We start from the raw sequence: 20,759 nt of genomic DNA on the forward strand, positions 1-20,759 counted from the left end.
GCTTAAACCTGGTCTTTGCGGATCGGCTCGTCGACTTTGTGCGCCTGCGCGTCGATGGTGTGCGGCTGATTCAGCGGCGAGCCCTGTGGGGCTGGCTGGGCCTGCTGGGGTTGAGGTGCAGGCTGTTCGGCAGGCTTGTCGTCGTCATTCATCGCCTTGCGAAAGCCCTTGATCGATTCGCCGACGTCGCTGCCCAGGCCCTTGAGTTTCTTGGTCCCGAAAACCAGTACTACGACGATCAGGATGACGATCCAGTGTTTCCAGTCAAAAATACCCATGAAACAGTCCTCGTAAAAGAGTTCAAGCTTGAAAGGGGAGAGCGTTACTCTGCCGTGCGAGCGGCTTTTTCCGCGTGACCGGACAAGCCGAATCGGCGGTCCAGTTCATCGAGCACGGCCTGTGGGTGCTGACCCAGCGCGGCGAGCATCACCATGCTGTGAAACCACAGGTCAGCGGTTTCATAAATCACGTCACTGCAATCGCCGCTGACCGCAGCGTCCTTGGCAGCGATGATGGTCTCGATCGACTCTTCGCCGAGCTTTTCCAGAATCTTGTTCAGGCCCTTGTGATACAGGCTTGCGACATAGGAGCTGTCGGCAGCGGCGTCCTTGCGTGATTCCAGCACTTCGGCCAGACGGGACAACGTATCAGTCATGTTCAATGGCCTGCAGGGTAAATAGCATCAGGATCTTTCAGAACCGGGTCTACGGTCTTCCAGCCTGACTTTTCATACACTCGGTAGAAGCAACTTTCGCGGCCGGTATGGCAAGCGATGCCACCGATCTGCTCGACCATCAGGATAATGACGTCGGCGTCACAGTCCAGGCGCAGTTCATGCAGCTTTTGCACATGACCCGATTCTTCACCTTTGCGCCAGAGTTTGCCACGCGAACGCGACCAATAGATGGCACGGTTCTCGGCCGCGGTCAGGCTCAGGGCCTCGCGGTTCATCCAGGCCATCATCAATACCCGGCCGGTCTTGTGATCCTGAGCGATTGCAGGCACCAGACCGTCGCTGTTCCAGTGAATCTCGTCCAGCCAGTCTTTCATATCTACTCCGGCAGCCGGCTTTCATGCCCGGCGGATTGAACAGTGTGCCAGCGCCATTCGCTGCTGGCTATCGGCGAACGATCAGATACAGGCCGGCGATCAGCATGATCGCGGCCGGCCACGCGGTGAGCGTCAGCAACTGGGTGGCGGCCTCGCTCATCACCCAGCCCTGTATCGCGCCGCCGACCAGCAATGCAGCACCGATCAGCCGCAGGACCGGCTCGTCCTTGCGATCGTGCCATGGGCGTGGCGGGTCCGAGGCGTGCGGGCGGGACATGCGTTCCAGCAGGTCACGGGTCATGCCGGCGATGTGCGGCAATTGCTCGACCTGTGATTGCAGATTGCCCAGCAGGGTTTTCGGGCTGACCCGTTCACGCATCCAGCGCTCCAGATAAGGCTGCGCGGTGCTCCACAGGTCCAGTTCAGGGTACAGCTGACGACCCAGCCCCTCGATGTTGAGCAGGGTCTTTTGCAGCAGAACCAGTTGCGGCTGGACTTCCATATTGAAGCGGCGTGCGGTCTGGAACAGGCGCATCAGCACCTGACCGAAGGAAATATCCTTGAGCGGCTTCTCGAAAATCGGCTCGCAGACCGTGCGGATGGCCGCTTCGAATTCATTGAGCTTGGTCTCTGCCGGCACCCAGCCCGAATCGATGTGCAGTTGCGCAACGCGACGATAATCACGTTTGAAAAAGGCAAACAGGTTACGCGCCAGGTAATCCTGATCTTCCGGGGTCAGGCTGCCGACGATACCGCAGTCGATGGCAATGTACTTCGGCGCCCACGGGTTGACCGTGCTGACGAAAATGTTGCCGGGGTGCATGTCGGCATGGAAGAAGCTGTCGCGAAAAATCTGCGTGAAGAAGATCTCCACGCCGCGCTCGGCCAGTAATTTCATGTCGGTGCGCTGATCCGCCAGCCCGGCCATGTCGGTGACCTGCAGGCCGTAGATACGCTCCATGACCAGCACTTTCGGCCGGCACCAGTCCCAGTAGACCTGTGGCACGTAAAGCAGGTCCGAGCCTTCGAAGTTGCGTCGCAACTGGCTGGCGTTGGCCGCTTCACGCAGCAGGTCGAGTTCGTCGTAGATGGTCTTTTCATAATCCATCACCACCTGCACCGGGTGCAGCAGGCGGGCATCGGCGGAGACGCGCTCGGCGGTGCGGGCGAGAATGAACAGCCATGCCAGGTCCTGACCGATGATCGGCTTGAGGCCGGGGCGTACCACCTTGACCACGACTTCTTCGCCGGTCTTCAGGCAGGCGGCATGCACCTGAGCGACCGAAGCGGATGCCAGCGGCTTCTCGTCGAAGCGGCTGAACACGTCGCAGATGCGTGCGCCGAGCTGTTCTTCGATCAGCTTGATCGCCAATTGCTGATCGAACGGCGGCACGCGGTCCTGCAGCAGCATCAGTTCGTCGGCGATGTCCTCGGGCAGCAGGTCGCGCCGGGTGGACAGCAGTTGCCCGAACTTGATGAAAATCGGCCCCAGGTCCTGGAGCGCCAGGCGAAAGCGTACGCCACGGCTCAGCTCGGATTTGCGCCGGGGCAGCCAGCGCCAGGGCAGCACGAAACGCAGCGCGAGCATCCACCACGGCAGGGGCAGGGCGAACAACAGGTCATCAAGGCGATAGCGGATAACGACACGTTGAATGCGAAACAGACGGCGGACGGCAAGCAGCTTCATGCGTTATCGCTGGTATTGAGGGAGTGGGCAAGGCGGGCAAAGCGCGCCTCGAGGCGTTCCAGATCGAGTTTGATCTGATCGAGTTCGGCGAATCGTGCTTCGGCTTCGTGTTTGCCTACCAGCGTGCGCGATTCTTCGCTGAGGTAGTCGGTGACGTTCTGGCTGAGGCTGTTGAAGCTTTCCCGCGTCCAGCGCCCACTGTTGCGCAGGTGGCTGCTGAACAACTGGCTGGCCACCGGGCCGATCCAGTTGGACAGTTCGTGCTCCCAGTCCAGCTCCAGGTCCTGAAGAATGCCGACCAGTTCCAGCAGCGCGCCGCTGTCACCGTCGAGTTCGACGTCCGGGCCGTGCAGCACAGCGGTCTTGTCTTTGCTCAGGGACAGACGCACCAGGCTGGACGCCGGCGCACGCAGGGTGCAGTCGGCTTCGGCAGCCCAGTCAGCGGCGAGCAGCAAGCCTTGGTCGCTGGGCAGGATGAACAGCTTCAGGGACGGATCGCGACAGTCCACCGCAATGACACGTCCGGACAGACGCGCCATGCGGGGCAGCGCGGTGCTGTCCAGGCGCAGCACCCGATTGATGCCGTGCTCGATGCTGGCGAGCAGCCCCCGGAGCAACATCAGGGTTTGATACCGCGGTGCAGGGCCACGACGCCGGCAGTCATGTTGTGATAGGTCACGCGGTCAAAACCGGCTTCTACCATCATCGACTTGAGGGTTTCCTGGTTGGGGTGCATGCGGATCGATTCGGCCAGATAGCGGTAGCTTTCCGAATCATTGGTGACCAGCTTGCCCATCAACGGCATGAACGCGAACGAGTAGGCGTCGTAGGCCTTGGACATCAACTTGTTGGTCGGCTTGGAGAACTCCAGCACCAACAGGCGACCACCCGGCTTGAGCACGCGCAGCATGGAACGCAGGGCGTCTTCCTTGTGCGTCACGTTGCGCAGGCCGAACGCGATGGTCACGCAGTCGAAATGGTTGTCCGGGAATGGCAGCTTCTCGGCGTCTGCCTGGACGAACTCGACGTTGCCCGACACACCCAGGTCCAGCAGGCGGTCACGGCCGACCTTGAGCATGGAGGCGTTGATGTCAGCCAGTACCACCTGGCCGGTCGGGCCGACCAGGTTGGAGAATTTGCGGGTCAGGTCGCCCGTGCCGCCAGCAATGTCCAGCACGCGGTTACCGGTGCGGACGCCGGACAGCTCGATCGCGAAACGCTTCCACAGGCGATGCATGCCGCCGGACAGCAGGTCGTTCATCAGGTCGTACTTGGCCGCTACCGAATGGAAAACCTCAGCGACTTTTTCTGCCTTCTGGCTTTCCGGTACATTTTTGTAACCGAAGTGAGTCGTAGGTTCGGCATCGCTGCCTTTGCGCTGATCGTTCATATCGCTTCACCGGAATAGAGTGCGGGTCATTCTAATCGCCAAGGCCGGCTTTGTCTTGACAAGGCTCACCTGCAACGCTTTCTTGGATGCGGGCGGGTGTATATAGTTGCGCCGCATTTCATATGACGATCAAGGAAGCCTCCGATGGCCAAGATAACCGTTGAACGCCCGCACGCCCTGGGCCTCGAGAAGGCTCGCGAAAAGGCCGAGCAACTGGTCGAGAAGCTGTCCACCCGATACGGACTGGCCTACGAATGGGCTGGCGATACCGTAAAACTGGAGGGCAAGGGCGCCAAGGGTGAGGTCGAGGTCGAAGAGGCTTTGATCCGCGTCAACATCGAGCTGAACTTCATCCTGTCGGCCATGAGCGGTTCGATCAAGACAGAAGTCGAGCGCGTTCTGGACAAGGCGCTCGCTGCCTGAACGCTGTCTGCAGCCCCTCTGATTTTTCTTCGCGGTCATGTGCCTGCGCGCTCTTTTGTGAGCGCAAATCGACAGAATCGAGTGTGCTTTCGACCTTCGAGTCGCAAAGGCCTTGAACCGGATCGGTATCGCGTCTAAACATGGTGTAGACACGCTCATTGCCAGGCTCGATGAGCCGCCGGTGCTGCATGAGCGTGTCGGGCCGATAAAAGCTCGAACGCTGCGTGCCGAATGACTCGTGCGTTTCACGTCTGGACGATAAGGAGAACAGGATGGCTGGCAAGAAAAAAACCGAAAAAGATGGCAGCTCCTGGATGGGCGAGGTTGAGAAGTACTCTCGTCAGATCTGGCTGGCTGGTTTGGGCGCGTATTCCAAAATCAGCAATGACGGCAGCAAGCTTTTCGAGACGCTGGTGAAGGACGGCGAGAAGGCCGAGAAGCTGACCAAGGTCGAAGCGCAGAAGCAGCTCGATGACGTCAAGAACACCAGCAAGTCGGCCAAGTCCCGCGTGGACGACGTGAAAGACCTCGCGGTTGGCAAGTGGAACGAGCTGGAAGAGGCTTTCGACAAGCGTCTGAATGGCGCGATTGCGCGCCTGGGTGTGCCGAGCCGCAGTGAAGTACAGGCGCTGAACAGCAAGGTCGACCAGCTGACCCGGCAGATCGAGCTACTGACGGGCGCGAAAGCCAGACCGGCTGCTTCGCGCACTGTGGCGGCCAAACCGGCAGCGACGAAGAGCGCGGCGAAACCGTTGGTCAAGGCTGCGCCCAAGCCAGCCGTCAAGAAAGCAGCGGCCATGCCCGTCGAGGCTGCCAAAAAGCCTGCCGCTACGAGCACCCGCAAAACCAGCACCGCGACCAAAACTGCAGCAGCGAAAAAACCAGCGACAAGAAAGCCGGCGGCCAAACCTGCTACCAAGCCCCCTACGCCGGCCGTGCCGGAAAAACCAGCGATTCAGTCCTGATACTTGGCTGCAACAAAGAAGATAGGACGCAGAGCGTCCCGAACGGCATACCCACGCGGAGCATGGGCACGATGGTGTTCTTACGGACGACTATCGTTCCTCACGCTCCAGCGTGGGAATGCCTTTCGTGACGCTCCGCGTCACAGATCTACGCCGCGCCACCTGCTCAAGGTAGGACGCAGAGCGTCCAGAACGGCATGCCCACGCGGAGCATGGGCACGATGATGTTCTTACGGACGACTATCGTTCCTCACGCTCTGGTGTGACCCCCGAAGGTTGGATGCAACCTTTGGAGGCGTCATGGGTAAATATACAGAGCAGGCAAAACTCGCAGCCGTGAAAGAGTATTGTGCCGGCAAGGCAGGTTTGAGGGATGTTGCGCGTCGCCACGATGTGGACTTTTCCTGCCTTCGTCAGTGGGTCGCGGCTTATCAGATCCACGGCCCAGCCGCTCTTAAAGAGAAAAGGCGGCAGCGTTACAGTGACGAATTCAAGCTAGCTGTTTTGAAGCGCATGCATGATGAGCGATTATCACTGCGCCAGACAGCGGCCTTGTTCGATATCCGTCAGTTCGGCATCATCAATCTATGGCAGCGCCTTTTTGACGAAGGTGCTCTTAACGCATCCTCAAAGCCCCCTAAGAAAGTTGGACGCCCAAGAAAGATGACGACGCCCCTTCCCCCTGTGAACTCCGCTCCGATCAACGATGAATCGCGCTCGCGTGACGAGTTGCTTGCCGAGGTGAAGCAACTGCGGATGGAGGTCGATTATCTAAAAAAGCTCGATGCCTTGGTTCAGAAGAAGCAACGAATAGCGCAGCAGAAAAAGCGCAAATCGTGATGGAACTGAGGCCTTTACATTCTCTGGACGGCCTGCTGAAGTTTGCCGGTCTGGCACGCAGCACTTTTTACTATCAACAAAAGGTACTGCTGGCAGATGACAAATACGCCGGGCTGAAAGACCTGATTCAGGCAACTTTCTACGAGCACAAGGGCCGGTATGGCTATCGTCGCATCACGGCAGCGTTGCGCAGGGCGGGCCATCTTGTGAACCACAAGACGGTGCAGAAACTAATGGGGCAGCTAGGCCTGAAGAGCCTGATACGCGTGAAGAAATACCGTTCCTACAAAGGCGAAACAGGCAAGGCCGCGCCTAACCTGCTAAAGCGTGATTTCAAAGCGCAATACCCTAACCAGAAATGGGCCACCGACGTGACCGAATTCAAAGTAGGAGGCCAGAAACTTTATCTGTCGCCGATCATGGATCTGTACAGCGGCGAAATCATTTCCTATGCGATTGCCAGGCGCCCGCTGTACTCCATGGTCGACGAAATGCTTGAAGGAGCATTTAAGCGGCTTGGACCGCATGAAAAGCCGATTTTGCATTCCGACCAGGGTTGGCAATATCGGATGCCTATTTACCAGCGACTGCTCAATGAGAATTCGATCGCAGCCAGCATGTCGCGCAAGGGTAACTGCTACGACAACGCGGCTATTGAGAGCTTTTTTAGCACGCTGAAATCCGAATTTTTCTACCTGAACAAATTTAACGATCTGGATGAGCTTCAAGCGGGTATCGAAGAGTACATTGAGTATTACAATCACTCACGCATAAAACTGAAGCTTAACGGCCTGAGTCCTGTGGAATACAGAATGCAGGCCGCCAAGGCAGCGTAGGTGGATAATTGTCCAACCTTCGGGGGTCACACCACTCCAGCGTGGGAATGTATTTCGTGACGCTCCGCGTCACAGACCAACGCCGCGCCACCTGCTCAGGGAGGACGCAGAGCGTCCAGAACGGCATACCCACGCGGAGCATGGGCACGATGGTGAGCTACCTGACGCCTATCGTTCCTCACGCTCCAGCGTGGGCATGCCTTTCGTGACGCTCCGCGTCACAAATCTGCGCCGCGCCACCTGCTCAAGGGAGGACGCAGAGCGTCCAGAACGGCATGCCCACGCGGAGCATGGGCACGATGATGATCTGGCTGACGACTATCGTTCCTCACGCTCCAGCGTGGGAATGCCTTTCGTGACGCTCCGCGTCACAGATCTACGCCGCGCCACCTGCTCAAGGTAGGACGCAGAGCGTCCAGAACGGCATGCCCACGCGGAGCATCGGCACAATGGTGTTCATGCGGACACCTGCAGGCGGATCAGAGCATCAGTTTGATGACGTGTTCGGAAGGGTCGCGGGACTTGCCGGATTTTTCGAGTTCCTGCAGGTAGTCTTCCCACAGCGAAGCCTGCCGTGTGGCCAGTTCGTACAGGTATTCCCAGGTAAACAGGCCGCTGTCATGGCCGTCATCGAAAGTGAGTTTCAGCGCATATTGCCCGGCGGGCTCGACCTTGGTCAGGCCGACTCCCAGTTTGCCGAATTGCAGGATCGGCCGGCCGTGGCCCTGAACTTCGGCAGAAGGGGAATGCACCCGCAGAAATTCGGCGGGCAAATGGTATTCCTCATCCGGCGCGTATTTCAGCGTCAGGGTCTTGGAGGCTTTATGCAGTTGGATGGCGGTTGGGAGCATTGAGAACAGCCTCAAGTTTTAAGCTGCAAGCTTCAAGCAGAAGCAAAAAAGCTGCAAGCGTGAACAACCGCTTGCAGCTTGCAGCTAATAGCTTGCAGCTTCAGAGAATATAACGCGACAGGTCTTCGTTTTCTGCCAGATCACCCAGGTGACTGTTGACGTATTCTGCGTCGATCTCGATCGGCGCTGCGTCAGGGCTGATGGCCAGGTCACCGGCGCTGAACGAGACTTCCTCGAGCAGGCGCTCAAGCAGCGTGTGCAGGCGGCGGGCACCAATATTCTCGGTCTTCTCGTTGACCTGCCAGGCGATCTCGGCCAGGCGCTTGATGCCTTCAGGCTTGAACTCGATCTTCAGGCCTTCGGTCTTGAGCAGCTCGCGGTACTGTTCGGTCAACGACGCATGCGGCTCGCTGAGGATGCGCTCGAAGTCCTGCGGCGACAGCGCCTTGAGTTCGACGCGGATCGGCAGACGGCCTTGCAGCTCGGGGACCAGATCACTCGGCTTGCTCAAATGGAACGCGCCCGAGGCGATAAACAGGATGTGGTCGGTCTTGACCATGCCCAGTTTGGTGTTCACGGTGCAGCCTTCGATCAGCGGCAGCAGGTCGCGCTGCACGCCTTCACGGGACACGTCGACACCGCCCGAATTACCACGCTTGGCCACCTTGTCGATTTCGTCGATGAACACGATGCCGTGTTGTTCGACCGCTTCCAGCGCCTTGGCTTTCAGCTCTTCTTCATTGACCAGACGGCCAGCTTCTTCTTCGCGTACCAGCTTGAGCGCTTCCTTGACCTTGAGTTTGCGGCTCTTGGTCTTGCCCTTGCCCATGTTGGCAAACAGGCTCTGCAACTGATTGGTCATCTCCTCCATGCCAGGCGGCGCGGAGATATCGACACCAACGGCTTCGTTGATCTCGATCTCGATTTCCTTGTCATCCAGCTGGCCTTCGCGCAGACGCTTGCGGAACAGCTGACGGGTATTGGAATCGCTGCTCTGCGCCGGGTCTTCGTTGAAGCCGACCCGGGCCGGTGGCAGCAGGGCGTCGAGAATGCGCTCTTCGGCAGCATCTTCGGCACGGTGACGCACCTTGACGATTTCCTGTTCGCGCAGCAGCTTGATCGCGGCATCGGCCAGATCACGGATGATCGACTCTACATCACGACCCACATAACCAACTTCGGTGAATTTGGTGGCTTCGACCTTGATGAACGGCGCGTTGGCGAGTTTGGCCAGACGACGGGCGATTTCGGTTTTGCCGACACCGGTCGGACCGATCATCAGAATGTTCTTGGGGGTTACTTCAACACGCAGCTCTTCCGGCAACTGCATGCGGCGCCAGCGATTGCGCAGGGCAATGGCCACGGCGCGCTTGGCATCGTCCTGGCCGATAATATGGCGGTTGAGTTCATGGACGATTTCTCGGGGAGTCATTGACATGGTTATTCACGGTCCTCTGGTACGGTCAAGTCGATGGGGCCGCAAGATGTGCGGCCCGGCAGCGGCTTAGCCGGCGAGGTCCTGCTCCTCAATGGTGATGTTGTGGTTGGTGAACACGCAAATGTCGCCGGCGATATGCAGGGAAGTCTCGGCAATTTCGCGGGCCGACAGGTCGGTCTTGAGCAGCAGGGCGCGTGCTGCGGCCTGAGCGAATGCGCCGCCGGAGCCCATGGCGATCAGTCCGTCCTCGGGCTCGACCACGTCACCGTTGCCGGTGATGATCAGCGAGGCGTCCTTGTTGGCGACGGCCAGCATGGCTTCAAGGCGGCTCAGCGAGCGATCGGTGCGCCAGTCCTTGGCCAGTTCGACGGCTGCACGAACCAGATGCCCCTGGTGTTTTTCCAGTTGGGCCTCGAAGCGTTCGAACAGCGTGAATGCATCGGCGGTCGCGCCAGCGAATCCGGCGATCACTTCACCGTGATACAGGCGGCGTACCTTCTTGGCGTTGCCTTTCATGACGGTGTTGCCCAGAGAAACCTGGCCGTCGCCAGCCATGACGACTTTACCGTGGCGGCGCACTGAAACGATGGTGGTCAAGGGAGAGTCTCCACACTGCGGGGCGAAAATGCCCTGATGCAAACTCATATGGGGGTGTGGGTGAGTATTTCAACCTTGGGGATGAATCGGGGGGGAATGACCGTATGATTCTTGTCCCAACTCTTTAAGCGGACCGGGCGACGCTTCATTTGTCCGCGATCTCCCGGTTTTTGTAGCGGACAGAAGGCCGTTTTGATTCTGCCCAACGGGCGTAGGAGCGGACTTGTCCGCGATGGGCTGCGAAGCGGCCCCCAAACAGGCTGTCTCGGCTGGGTCTGATACACAGATGCGGCTGGTTTTGCTGCCGGTTCCCGGCAGATCGCGGACAAGTCCGCTCCTACGCCCTTCGGGCAGAAGCTCCGTTCTCCGTACTCATCGAAAACACGCGATGAGCACGGAAACAGCGGCGCTTTGGCTAGCGGCTCTGGCGCTGTTGCAACAACAGGTTACTAAATCCGCCGCTTGCCAGTTGTTTCTGGGCAGTGGTCAGTTGTTCGCGGTTGCTGAACGGGCCGACCAGTACGCGATACCAGGTTTCATCCTTGACGGTGCCCGACTCGACGGTAGAGGTCTGGCCCAGCAGGATGATTTGCGCGCGGACCTTCTCGGCGTCAGCCTGTTTGCGGAACGAGCCTGCCTGCAGGAAGAACGTCGTCACCGCTGCCGGCTTGGTGGTCGCAACCGGTGGCGCCGGCGGAGGCGTCAGGCCGCTGAGGGCTGCCTGGGCACGTGCCGTGTCGATCTTGGCTGCCTGTTCCGGCGAGACCGGTGCTGTCGGTGCCACAGGCGGCGGGGTTTTCTCCGGCACGGCCTCGTTCGGCACGATCACTTCCGATTCCGGCAGCAATGTGTAGAAGTCGTACTTGGGTTTGACCGGCGCCGTAGGGCTTGGCGGTGTCTTGTTTGCTTCGGCGATCTTTGCAGCCTTGGCGTCTGCCCTGACCCGCTTGACGTCATCGCCACCGGGTTCGAGCTTCATCAAAAAGACCACGAATGCGCCCACGGTCAAGCCAATCGCCAGCCACAACCATCCTGGAATCGGCTTCTTCGCGGGTGCCTGGTAACGGCTGGCGCCCCGCTTGGGTGCCGGTTTCTTCTTCGCAACTGCCAACTTACATACGCTCCAGAGTTTCCAGACCCAACAGGTCCAGGCCTTGCTTGAGGGTGCGGCCGGTCAGTGCAGCCAGGCGCAGACGGCTCTGTTGCTGATCGGGGTTTTCCGCACCAAGGATCGGGCAGTTTTCGTAAAAGCTCGAAAACAGACCCGCAAGGTCATACAGGTAAGCACAAAGTACGTGCGGTGTGCCTTTTTCTGCGACGTTGTTCAGTGTTTCGGTGAGCTGCGCCAGACGTGCGGCCAGTTCCTGTTCCTGCGGCGCTGCGAGGACGATCTGGCCCTTGCTGGCGTCAAACGCGCTGCCCAGCTTGCGGAACACGCCGGCCACACGGGTGTAGGCGTACAGCAGATAGGGCGCGGTGTTGCCTTCGAAACTGAGCATCTGATCGAAGTTGAAGCTGTAATCGCTGGCGCGGTGCTTGGACAGGTCGGCGTATTTCACCGCACTGATGCCCACGGCCTTGGCAATGCTGCGCAATTCCGCTTCGGCGACTTCCGGGTTCTTTTCCCTGACCAGCGTGTAGGCGCGCTCTTCGGCTTCATCGAGCAGGTCGATGAGCTTGACCGTGCCGCCATCGCGGGTCTTGAACGGGCGGCCATCGGCGCCGTTCATGGTGCCGAAGCCCATGTGTTCGAGCTGCATGCCGTCATGCACGAAACCGGCGCGGCGCGCCACTTCGAACACCTGCTGGAAGTGCAGGGCCTGACGCTGGTCGACGAAATACAGTACGCGATCGGCCTTGAGCACCTTGCTGCGATAGCGGATCGCTGCCAGGTCGGTGGTGGCATACAGATAACCGCCACCGGCCTTCTGCACGATGACCGGCAACGGCGTGTCATCGGCGGTGCGGAATTCTTCGAGGAACACGCATTGTGCGCCATTGCTCTCGACCAGCAGGCCCGTGGCTTTCAGGTCGTTGACGACATTGGCCAGGTCATCGTTATAGGCGCTTTCGCCCATCACGTCGGCCGGGGTCAGCTTGACGTTGAGGCGCTCGTAGGTCTCCTGGCAGTGCGACAGCGAGATGTCCTTGAAGCGCGTCCACAGCGCCAGGCATTCGGCATCGCCGGCCTGCAGCTTGACCACCAGGCCACGGGCACGCTCGGCGAACTCTTCGGACTCGTCAAAGCGCTGCTTGGCGGCGCGGTAGAAGTTTTCCAGGTCGGACAGCTCGTCGCTGGTCGCCGGCTTTTCCTGCAGATAGGCCAGCAGCATGCCGAACTGGGTGCCCCAGTCGCCCACGTGGTTCTGGCGAATGACCGTGTCGCCGAGAAACTCGAGAACGTTCGCCACGCCGTCGCCAATAATGGTCGAGCGCAGGTGCCCAACGTGCATTTCCTTGGCCAGATTGGGTGCCGACAGATCGACGACCACGCGCTGTGCAGCGCCCGCCTTGCGGACCGACAGTTTTTCCGGGTCGGCCAAGGCAGCGTCGAGGCGTGCGGCGAGCGCGGCGGTGTTCTGGAAGAAGTTCAGGAAGCCCGGCCCGGCAATTTCGACCTTGCTGATCTGCTCGTCGGCCGGGAGGGCGGCGATCAGTTTTTCAGCCAGATCGCGCGGTTTCATGCCGGCAGGCTTGGCGAGCATCATCGCGATATTGCTGGCGAAGTCGCCGTGCGTCTTGTCGCGGGCGTTTTCCACCTGAATCGCCGGCGTCAGCCCTTCTGGCAAGACGCCCTCGGTGACGAGACGGGTCAGGGCTTGTTGAATCAGCTGGCGAATCGTGTCTTTCATGGTGCTCTCTTCGACCGCAAGCGCGGTGGCGCTTCGATGCGCGGGTGGAAAAACTCTGCATTATCCGTTGCTCAAGCCTGCTTGCCAACGGCGTGACTTAATAAAGATCCACAGGATCCACATCCAGCGACCATCTGACCTGTCGACCGCTGGGCATTTGCTCCAGCGCGAGCAGCCAGGTGGCAAGCAATTTATGCAGTGGCGCGCGGGCGCTGGACTGCACCAGCAGTTGCGCGCGATAACGCCCGGCGCGGCGTTCCATCGGTGCCGGAACCGGGCCCAGCAGCTCAATGCCGCCCAGCGCCATTTGCGCAACCAGTTGCTCGGCATCGCTGCAGGCCTGATCAAGAAAGGCCTCGGCCTGCCCCGGCTTGTGCGCTTCGGCGCGCAGCAGTGCAAGGTGTGAAAACGGTGGCAGACCCGCTGAACGGCGCTCGCTCAAGGCTTGTTCGGCAAAGGCGAAATAACCCTGCTCGGTCAGCTGGATCAGCAACGGATGGTCGGCCAGGTGGGTCTGGATGATCACCTTGCCAGGCTCTTCGGCGCGCCCGGCACGGCCTGCCACCTGCACGATCAGTTGCGCCATGCGCTCGCTGGCGCGGAAGTCGCCGGAAAACAGCCCGCCGTCGGCGTCCAGAATCGAGACCAGCGTGACCCGGGGAAAGTGATGGCCCTTGGCGAGCATTTGCGTGCCGACCAGAATGCACGGCTGACCGCGCTGGATCGTCGTGAACAGCTGGTTCATGGCGTCCTTGCGCGACGTGCTGTCGCGATCGACACGCAGCACGGGGTAGTCCGGAAACAGAATCGCCAGGCGCTCTTCGGCGCGCTCGGTGCCGGCGCCTACCGGGCGCAAATCCACCTTGCCGCACGACGGGCACTGACGCGGTACGCGCTCGACATACCCGCAGTGATGGCAGCGCAGTTCGCCCGAGCGCTGGTGCACGGTCATGCGTGCATCGCAGCGTTGGCAGCCGGACATCCAGCCGCAGTCGTGGCACAGCAAGGTTGGCGCAAAGCCGCGACGGTTGAGGAACACCAAAACCTGCTGGCCTGCCGCGAGCGTCTGGCCGATGGCCTGCTGCATGGGCCCGGAGATGCCGCTGTCCAGCGGTCGGCTCTTGACGTCCAGGCGCATGAAACGCGGCTGTTGTGCGCCGCCCGCGCGCTGATTCAGGCGCAACAGGCCATAGCGGCCGGTGTAGGCGTTGTGCAGGCTTTCCAGGGACGGCGTGGCCGAGCCCAGGACAATCGGAATGTTTTCCTGACGCGCCCGCACCAGTGCCAGATCGCGGGCGTGATAGCGCAGACCTTCCTGCTGTTTATAGGAACCGTCGTGTTCTTCGTCGATGATGATCAGGCCGGGGTTTTTCATCGGCGTGAACAGCGCCGAACGCGTGCCGATGATGATGTCCGCCTCGCCATCGCGAGCCGCCAGCCAGGCGTCCAGCCGTTCGCGGTCGTTGACCGCCGAGTGGACCAGCGCAATGCGCGCATTGAAGCGCTGCTCGAAGCGCGCCAGGGTCTGCGGGCCGAGGTTGATTTCCGGGATCAGCACCAGCGCCTGCTTGCCGGCTTCGAGGGTTTCGCGGATCAGTTGCAGATAGACTTCGGTCTTGCCGCTGCCGGTGACACCGGCCAGCAGAAACGCATGAAAGCTGTCGAATCCGGCGCGGATCGCTTCGTAAGCGGCGCGTTGTTCGGTGTTGAGTGGCAATTCAGGCTGGGCCAGCCAGTGTTCATGGCGTGCGCTGGGCGCATGGCTGCGGACCTCGACGTACACCAGCTCCTTGGCCAGCAACAGGTTGAGGCTGTCCCTGTTAAGCATCAGCTTGCTGAGCAGTTGATGCGCCACTCCGTGCGGATGCTGGGCAAGGGTGGTCAGGGCTTCGCGCTGCTTGGGCGCGCGGGCGATGCGCGGATCGTCGACGCTGGCGCCCGGGGCCACATGCCAGAAGCGCTCCTGGCGACTTTCGGCCAGTTCGCCCTGACGCAGCAGCACCGGCAAGGCCCAGCTCAGTGTGTCTCCGAGGCTGTGCTGGTAGTACTGCGAGGTCCACAGGCACAGCTTGAACAGTGCGGGCGGCAGCGGCGCTTCACTGTCGAGCAGGGCGATAGCCGGCTTCAGCTTGTCGGCGGGTACTTCGCTGTGATCGACCACTTCCACCAGAATGCCGATCATTTCCCGACGTCCGAACGGCACTCGCAGACGCATGCCCGGCTGCAAGGCGCTGCGCGACACGCCCGCAGGGGCGCGGTAGTCGAACAGGCGGCGAAGCGGCGAGGGCAGGGCAAGGCGCAGGATGGCGTCGGGCACGCGGTGTTTCCCTGTGGTGATAAGTGATGACGGAGGCGCGATCTTAGCAGACGACCGGTGTGAAGGTTCGCTTGCGTCGTTGCAATTGTCTGGTACTATCCGCAGCCTATTTCCGTGCGGTATTCAACAATAGTGTTGGGTGGCGGCGCGTTAGACCGAGGAAGTACCGATGAAAGCTGATATCCATCCAGTTTACGAAGCCATTGACGCTACCTGCAGCTGCGGCAATGTCATCAAGACCCGTTCCACCCTGGCCGCTCCTCTGAGCCTGGACGTGTGCAACGAGTGCCACCCGTTCTACACCGGCAAGCAGAAGATGCTTGACGTTGGCGGCCGTGTCGACAAGTTCAAATCCCGTTTCGGTGCGTTCGGCGCAACCAAAGCGAAGTAAGACTGGCTGCCCTATGGGCATCTCCAGGCTGCTTGAAAAGGCGCTCCTTGTGGGCGTCTTTTTTATGCCCGCGATTTGGGTGTCCGCTGCGCAGGCCTTCTGCCCCGCACCTGCCTCGTTGCCGATTGCACAGGTGCAGCGTGTGGTCGACGGCGACACGTTAAAGCTGACCGATGGCCGCAGTGTGCGGATGATCGGGCTCAATACGCCTGAAACCGGCAGGAAAGGCCGGTCGGCCGAACCGTTTGCCGAGGCGGCGAAAAAGCGCTTGCAGACGCTGGTGAATGAAAGCGGCGGCAAGGTCAGGCTGCGTATCGGCCAGCAGGGCAAGGATCATTACGGCCGCACGCTGGCCAACGTCTATGACCGTAAGGGCGCCAACCTCGAGGCGCAGTTGCTGAGTGAAGGTCTGGGCTATCTGGTGGCCGTTGCGCCCAATGTCAGGCTGGTCGCTTGCCAGCAGGGCGCGGAGCGTCAGGCACGTGAGGCGCGGCTGGGTGTGTGGCGCAATTCGCCGGTGCAGTCCTCGACCCGGCTGAGCACAGGCGGGTTCGCGATTGTGTCCGGTCAGGTCAGGCGTGTGCAGCGCAATCGCGGCGGTATCTGGATCGAGTTGCAGGGCTCGCTGGTCCTGCGTGTCGCGCCTGCCCACCTGAATGCGTTCGATACGGCGATGCTCCAGCGCCTCGAAGGGCAGCAGGTCGAAGCGCGTGGCTGGGTAGTCGACCGCTCCCGGCGCGCGGGCCTGAAAGCCGGGCAGTCCCGCTGGCTGCTGCCACTGACCCATCCCGCCATGCTGAGCCCTCCCCGCCGTTAGAAGCGCCCTCCAGGCCAGTGATCCGACGAGCGTGACCGAGTGTTCACGTATCAGGCCTCTAAGCTAAAGTCTAAGCCTGTGCCTATTGACAGCAGTGACTGGCCAGTCTTGTTAGGACTATGCATCTTGCGTATCCTCGGCGGTCCGTCTGTCCCACAGTAAAAAAAGCGGAATCCAATACATGTCAGATCTGAAAACTGCCGCGCTCGAATACCATGCCAATCCTCGTCCGGGGAAGCTGAGCGTCGAACTCACCAAGCCGACTGCAACCGCTCGTGACCTGGCTCTGGCCTACAGCCCTGGCGTTGCTGAACCCGTGCGTGAAATTGCCCGTGACCCCGAGCTGGCTTACAAGTACACCGGCAAAGGCAATCTGGTAGCAGTTATTTCTGATGGCACCGCGATTCTCGGCCTCGGCGATCTGGGGCCATTGGCTTCCAAGCCGGTCATGGAAGGTAAGGGCGTTCTGTTCAAGCGCTTTGCCGGTATCGACGTTTTCGATATCGAAGTCGATTCCGAAAGCCCGCAGGCGTTCATCGACACCGTCAAGCGTATCTCCATCACCTTCGGTGGCATCAACCTGGAAGACATCAAGGCGCCTGAGTGCTTTGAAATCGAGAAGGCGCTGATCGAACAGTGCGACATCCCGGTTTTCCATGATGACCAGCACGGCACCGCTATCGTGACGGCGGCCGGCATGATCAACGCACTGGAAATCGTCGGCAAGACCCTCGAATCGGCGAAGATCGTCTGCCTGGGCGCTGGCGCTGCAGCCATCTCCTGCATGAAGCTGCTGGTGAGCATGGGCGCGAAGATCGAAAACATCTTCATGGTCGACCGTACCGGCGTTATCCACTCCGGCCGTACCGACCTGAATCCGTACAAGGCTGCATTCGCTCACGCTACCGAGAAGCGCTCGCTGACCGATGCACTGGATGGCGCTGACGTATTCGTAGGCCTGTCCGGCCCTAACCTGCTGAGCGCTGAAAACCTCAAGCTGATGGCCAAGGACCCGATCGTGTTCGCTTGCTCGAACCCTGATCCGGAAATCTCCCCGGAACTGGCTCACGCCACGCGCAGCGATGTGATCATGGCCACTGGCCGTTCGGACTACCCGAACCAGGTCAACAACGTGCTGGGCTTCCCGTTCATCTTCCGCGGTGCTCTGGACGTTCGCGCCAAGCGCATCAACGAAGAAATGAAAATCGCTGCGGCCAACGCCCTGCGCGAACTGGCCAAGCTGCCTGTGCCACAGGAAGTCAGCGACGCCTACGGCGGCATCAAACTGGAATTCGGTCGTGAGTACATCATCCCGAAACCAATGGATACGCGCCTGCTGGGCCTGATCGCCGATGCAGTGGCCAAGGCCGCCATCGAAAGCGGCGTTGCCACCCTGCCTTATCCGAAGCACTACCCGCTGACCAGCGTGGATGACGTGTTCAAGGGCTGATCCCTGAGCCAATAAAAAACCCCTGCAGCGATGCAGGGGTTTTTTTATGCCTTGGATACCCTGCACTTGTGGGGCATTTTCAGGGATTGAACTGGCCTCTTCGCGAGCAAGCTCGCTCCCACGGGACCTGCGTATAACCGTCAGGGCGGAGCATGGGCACGATGGTGATCTGACTGACGACTATCGTTCCTCACGCTCCAGCGTGGCAATGCCTTTCGTGACGCTCCGCGTCACAAGCCTGCGCAGTGCTATCAGAACAAATCGATTGGCGCGGACTCATCTGCCGGTAACGGGCTGCCCGGTGCACTGCTGCCGCCCAGTTCGTTGACGCTTGGCGGTGTGTCTTCGCTTTTGAACAGCTCGAAGAATGCGTTCGGCGTGCTTGGCGTAGCGGCGCGGCCACTCAATGGGTCGACGCGCAGGCTGAGAATGCCTGGCGGTTCGGCCTGTTGATGCGGCGGCTTGTCCTTGAGCGCAGCGCTCATGTAGTCCATCCAGATCGGCAGCGAGACCGTCCCGCCGAATTCGTGACGGCCAAGGCTTTCAGGCTGATCGAAACCACTCCACACCGTCGTCACGTAGTCTGCGTTATACCCGGAGAACCAGGCATCCTTGGAATCGTTGGTGGTACCGGTCTTGCCGGCGATGTCCGGTCTGTTCATGGACAGCGCGCGGCGCCCGGTGCCGCGCTTGATCACGTCCTGCAGCATGCTGTTCAGAATGTACGTGGTGCGGCCATCGACAATGCGCTCGGCAACGGCAGGCGCTTGCGGCTGGGCTGGTGCGCCCGGTGGACCCGCAACCACGCTCGGGCTGTCATGTACCGCAAAGGTCGAAGTATTGGGCGCGGTATTGACGTCATTGGCCGGAACGCTTGGCGGGTTGGCGACAAACAGGGTCTGGCCGTCACGGTTCTCGATGGTCTGGATCAGATAAGGGCTGACCTTGTAACCGCCGTTGGCGAAGGTCGCCCAGCCGGTGGCGATTTCCATCGGGGTCAGTGTCGCCGTACCCAGTGCCAGCGACAGGTTGCGCGGCAAGTCCTGCTTGGAGAAGCCGAAGCGGGTGATGTAGTCGATGGTGCTGTCGATGCCGAGGGCCTGAAGCAAGCGGATCGATACCAGGTTACGAGATTTGTACAGCGCCTCGCGCAGGCGGATCGGCCCGAGGAAGGTGTTGGTGTCATTTTTCGGACGCCATACCTTGTCCAGGTATTCGTCGACAAAGACGATAGGCGCGTCGTTCACCAGGCTGGAAGCGGTGTAGCCGTTATCCAGCGCCGCGCTGTAGATGAACGGCTTGAAGCTGGAGCCCGGTTGACGTTTGGCCTGCATGGCACGGTTGTAGTTGCTCTGCTCGAACGCGAAGCCGCCGACCAGCGCACGAATGGCACCGTTCTGCGGATCAAGCGATACCAGTGCGCTCTGCGCGACGGGAATTTGACTGAATTTCAGCGAGCCATCGTCCTGGCGCAGCAGACGAACCAGGTCGCCGACCTTGGCAACGTCACCCGGCTGCTTCGGATTGGCGCCCAGGCTGTTGGTATTCAGGTAAGGCCGCGCCCACTTCATGGTGGCCCAGTCTGCGGTTTCTTCCTTCTCGCCGTTGTGGGTCAGAACGCGCAGACCGGTCTTGTCGACCTGGGTCACGATGCCGGGCTCGAGGCCGTTGATCATGCGCTGCCTGGTCAGTTCCTGTACCCAGTTGGCGCGGGTCATGCCCGGGAATCGGCTTTCCGGACCACGGTAGCCGTGGCGCTGGTCATAATCGATCAAGCCTTGCTGGATGGACTTGTTGGCGTGTTCCTGAAGGTCGCTCGGCACCGTCGTGGTGACGCGGAAGCCTTCTGTGTAGGCCTCGCTGCCATAGCGGCCGACCATTTCTGCCCGCGCCATTTCAGCGATGTACGGCGCATTCACTTCCGGCGTCGGCACGTGATAGCTGGCGTTGAGCGGTTCGTTCAGCGCTGCCTGGTAAGCGGCCTGGTCGATCTTGCCCAGACGATACATGCGGCCGAGGATCCAGTCGCGACGTTCCTTGGCACGGGTCGGGTTGGCCAACGGGTTGAAGCGTGACGGTGCCTTGGGCAGACCGGCAATCATGGCCATTTGCGCAAGGCTTACATCGCGAATCGATTTGCCATAGTAGACTTGCGCCGCTGCCTCGATCCCGTAGGCGCGGTTACCCAGATAAATCTTGTTGACGTACAGCTCGAGAATCTCGTCCTTGGTAAGTTGGCGCTCGATTTGCAAGGCCAACAGGATCTCGGTGGTTTTGCGCGAAAAGCTGCGCTCGCTGGTCAGGAAGAAGTTTTTCGCGACCTGCATGGTGATGGTACTGCCGCCTGACTGAATATGGCCGCTCTTGACCAGTTGAGTGGCGGCGCGCATCAGGCTGCCCGGGTCGACGCCGTAGTGGTTGGCGAAGTTGTCGTCTTCGGCCGACAGCAGTGCGTTGATGAAATTGGGCGGGATTTCCGCGAAGCGAATCGGCGTGCGGCGCATTTCACCGAACTCGGCAATCAGCTTGCCGTCGCTGGTGAACACGCGCAGGGGGATTTGCAGTTGAATGCTTCGCAGCGCGTCAACGGAGGGCAGGGTCGGGCTCAGGTAAAGAAACGCGCCGCTCAGGCCAAGCAACAGCGAGCAGAATACCGCGACGAGGGACCACCAGAAAAACTTCAGCAGGCGTATCAAGGCTTTTGGATTTCCAGAAAAAATAATGGGTTAAGCGCAGGCATTTACAAATGAACATGCCTTGAAGCTTTGTTAAATGAAAAAAACGCTGGGCATTATAAGCATTTTTCGTCCCCACGCGTGATTTGCGCTACTGTCAAGGCTGTCGACAGTGACGTT

19 protein-coding genes and 1 pseudogene are annotated in these 20,759 nt (G+C 60.2%); 7 read left to right on the forward strand and 13 right to left on the reverse strand.

The genetic code is table 11. The annotated features are described in order from the left end of the window. Positions 1-2: 2 nt before the first annotated feature. The 6 genes from AC54XV_RS01920 to ubiE all read right to left on the reverse strand — a co-directional run bounded on the left by AC54XV_RS01920 (position 3) and on the right by ubiE (position 4,127). Positions 3-278: a twin-arginine translocase TatA/TatE family subunit gene (locus AC54XV_RS01920; protein ID WP_003316632.1), complete on the reverse strand. Its 276-nt coding sequence runs from the start codon at positions 276-278 to the stop codon at positions 3-5. Positions 279-322: 44 nt separating this feature from the next. Beyond that, positions 323-655, reverse strand: a complete 333-nt coding sequence (locus AC54XV_RS01925; protein WP_002551631.1) for a phosphoribosyl-ATP diphosphatase — start codon at positions 653-655, stop codon at positions 323-325. A 2-nt stretch (positions 656-657) separates the two neighbouring features. After that, positions 658-1,050, reverse strand: a complete 393-nt coding sequence (gene hisI, locus AC54XV_RS01930) for a phosphoribosyl-AMP cyclohydrolase (protein ID WP_003403068.1) — start codon at positions 1,048-1,050, stop codon at positions 658-660. Between the two features lie 67 nt (positions 1,051-1,117). Further along, on the reverse strand, positions 1,118-2,737 hold the full coding sequence (gene ubiB, locus AC54XV_RS01935) for a ubiquinone biosynthesis regulatory protein kinase UbiB (RefSeq protein ID WP_003316635.1): 1,620 nt from the start codon (positions 2,735-2,737) through the stop codon (positions 1,118-1,120). Continuing rightward, a complete protein-coding gene (locus AC54XV_RS01940; RefSeq protein ID WP_003403066.1) occupies positions 2,734-3,357 on the reverse strand; it encodes a ubiquinone biosynthesis accessory factor UbiJ in 624 nt (207 codons plus the stop codon). The genes ubiB and AC54XV_RS01940 overlap by 4 nt, the downstream gene beginning before the upstream one ends. Beyond that, positions 3,357-4,127 carry a bifunctional demethylmenaquinone methyltransferase/2-methoxy-6-polyprenyl-1,4-benzoquinol methylase UbiE gene (gene ubiE, locus AC54XV_RS01945; protein WP_002551635.1) on the reverse strand — a complete coding sequence of 257 codons (771 nt, stop codon included), beginning with the start codon at positions 4,125-4,127 and terminating at the stop codon, positions 3,357-3,359. Before ubiE ends, AC54XV_RS01940 begins: the two co-directional genes overlap by 1 nt. Positions 4,128-4,271: 144 nt before the next feature. On the opposite strand from ubiE, the gene AC54XV_RS01950 reads away from it, so the two are divergent. From AC54XV_RS01950 to AC54XV_RS01965, 4 genes and pseudogenes are all read left to right on the forward strand, one after another. Further along, a complete protein-coding gene (locus AC54XV_RS01950; RefSeq protein ID WP_058398651.1) occupies positions 4,272-4,550 on the forward strand; it encodes a polyhydroxyalkanoic acid system family protein in 279 nt (92 codons plus the stop codon). Between the two features lie 61 nt (positions 4,551-4,611). Continuing rightward, positions 4,612-4,785, forward strand: a pseudogene (locus AC54XV_RS01955) (phasin family protein); the annotation flags it as partial. Positions 4,786-4,822: 37 nt separating this feature from the next. Continuing rightward, the gene (locus AC54XV_RS01960) at positions 4,823-5,515 is read left to right on the forward strand and encodes a phasin family protein (protein ID WP_011266369.1); all 693 of its coding nucleotides are present in this window, start codon (positions 4,823-4,825) and stop codon (positions 5,513-5,515) included. Between the two features lie 300 nt (positions 5,516-5,815). Next, positions 5,816-7,191 (forward strand): IS3-like element ISPsy9 family transposase gene (locus AC54XV_RS01965; protein WP_099081513.1). Its coding sequence is split into 2 segments (ribosomal slippage): positions 5,816-6,287 and positions 6,287-7,191, totalling 1,377 coding nucleotides; the frame shifts between segments, so codons are not numbered across the junction. Between the two features lie 479 nt (positions 7,192-7,670). On the opposite strand, the gene AC54XV_RS01970 is transcribed toward AC54XV_RS01965, so the two are convergent. The 6 genes from AC54XV_RS01970 to AC54XV_RS01995 all read right to left on the reverse strand — a co-directional run bounded on the left by AC54XV_RS01970 (position 7,671) and on the right by AC54XV_RS01995 (position 15,246). Next, positions 7,671-8,042 carry a gamma-butyrobetaine hydroxylase family protein gene (locus tag AC54XV_RS01970; protein WP_003403059.1) on the reverse strand — a complete coding sequence of 124 codons (372 nt, stop codon included), beginning with the start codon at positions 8,040-8,042 and terminating at the stop codon, positions 7,671-7,673. A 100-nt stretch (positions 8,043-8,142) separates the two neighbouring features. Then, a complete protein-coding gene (hslU, locus tag AC54XV_RS01975; RefSeq protein WP_003316641.1) occupies positions 8,143-9,480 on the reverse strand; it encodes an ATP-dependent protease ATPase subunit HslU in 1,338 nt (445 codons plus the stop codon). Positions 9,481-9,546: 66 nt separating this feature from the next. Continuing rightward, entirely contained in the window at positions 9,547-10,077 is a 531-nt protein-coding gene (gene hslV, locus AC54XV_RS01980) for an ATP-dependent protease subunit HslV (RefSeq protein WP_003392345.1), read from the reverse strand. 415 nt (positions 10,078-10,492) lie between these two features. Beyond that, complete coding sequence (locus AC54XV_RS01985) at positions 10,493-11,188, reverse strand: SPOR domain-containing protein (protein WP_003403056.1); 696 nt, start codon at positions 11,186-11,188, stop codon at positions 10,493-10,495. A 1-nt stretch (position 11,189) separates the two neighbouring features. Continuing rightward, on the reverse strand, positions 11,190-12,929 hold the full coding sequence (gene argS, locus AC54XV_RS01990) for an arginine--tRNA ligase (RefSeq protein ID WP_058398652.1): 1,740 nt from the start codon (positions 12,927-12,929) through the stop codon (positions 11,190-11,192). Positions 12,930-13,026: 97 nt separating this feature from the next. Beyond that, the gene (locus AC54XV_RS01995; protein ID WP_003403050.1) at positions 13,027-15,246 is read right to left on the reverse strand and encodes a primosomal protein N'; all 2,220 of its coding nucleotides are present in this window, start codon (positions 15,244-15,246) and stop codon (positions 13,027-13,029) included. A 169-nt stretch (positions 15,247-15,415) separates the two neighbouring features. On the opposite strand from AC54XV_RS01995, the gene rpmE reads away from it, so the two are divergent. The 3 genes from rpmE to AC54XV_RS02010 all read left to right on the forward strand — a co-directional run bounded on the left by rpmE (position 15,416) and on the right by AC54XV_RS02010 (position 17,904). Further along, a complete protein-coding gene (gene rpmE / locus AC54XV_RS02000) occupies positions 15,416-15,637 on the forward strand; it encodes a 50S ribosomal protein L31 (protein WP_003403048.1) in 222 nt (73 codons plus the stop codon). Positions 15,638-15,650: 13 nt separating this feature from the next. Beyond that, positions 15,651-16,454: a thermonuclease family protein gene (locus tag AC54XV_RS02005; RefSeq protein ID WP_057457309.1), complete on the forward strand. Its 804-nt coding sequence runs from the start codon at positions 15,651-15,653 to the stop codon at positions 16,452-16,454. 181 nt (positions 16,455-16,635) lie between these two features. Beyond that, positions 16,636-17,904 carry a malic enzyme-like NAD(P)-binding protein gene (locus AC54XV_RS02010; RefSeq protein ID WP_024641863.1) on the forward strand — a complete coding sequence of 423 codons (1,269 nt, stop codon included), beginning with the start codon at positions 16,636-16,638 and terminating at the stop codon, positions 17,902-17,904. 251 nt (positions 17,905-18,155) lie between these two features. Here the strand turns inward: AC54XV_RS02010 and AC54XV_RS02015 are convergent, their stop codons facing one another. Next, positions 18,156-20,597 (reverse strand): penicillin-binding protein 1A, encoded by a 2,442-nt coding sequence (locus tag AC54XV_RS02015; protein WP_496718905.1) that lies wholly within the window; start codon positions 20,595-20,597, stop codon positions 18,156-18,158. Positions 20,598-20,759 lie beyond the last annotated feature (162 nt).

Source organism: Pseudomonas fragariae (ex Marin et al. 2024), assembly GCF_059621105.1.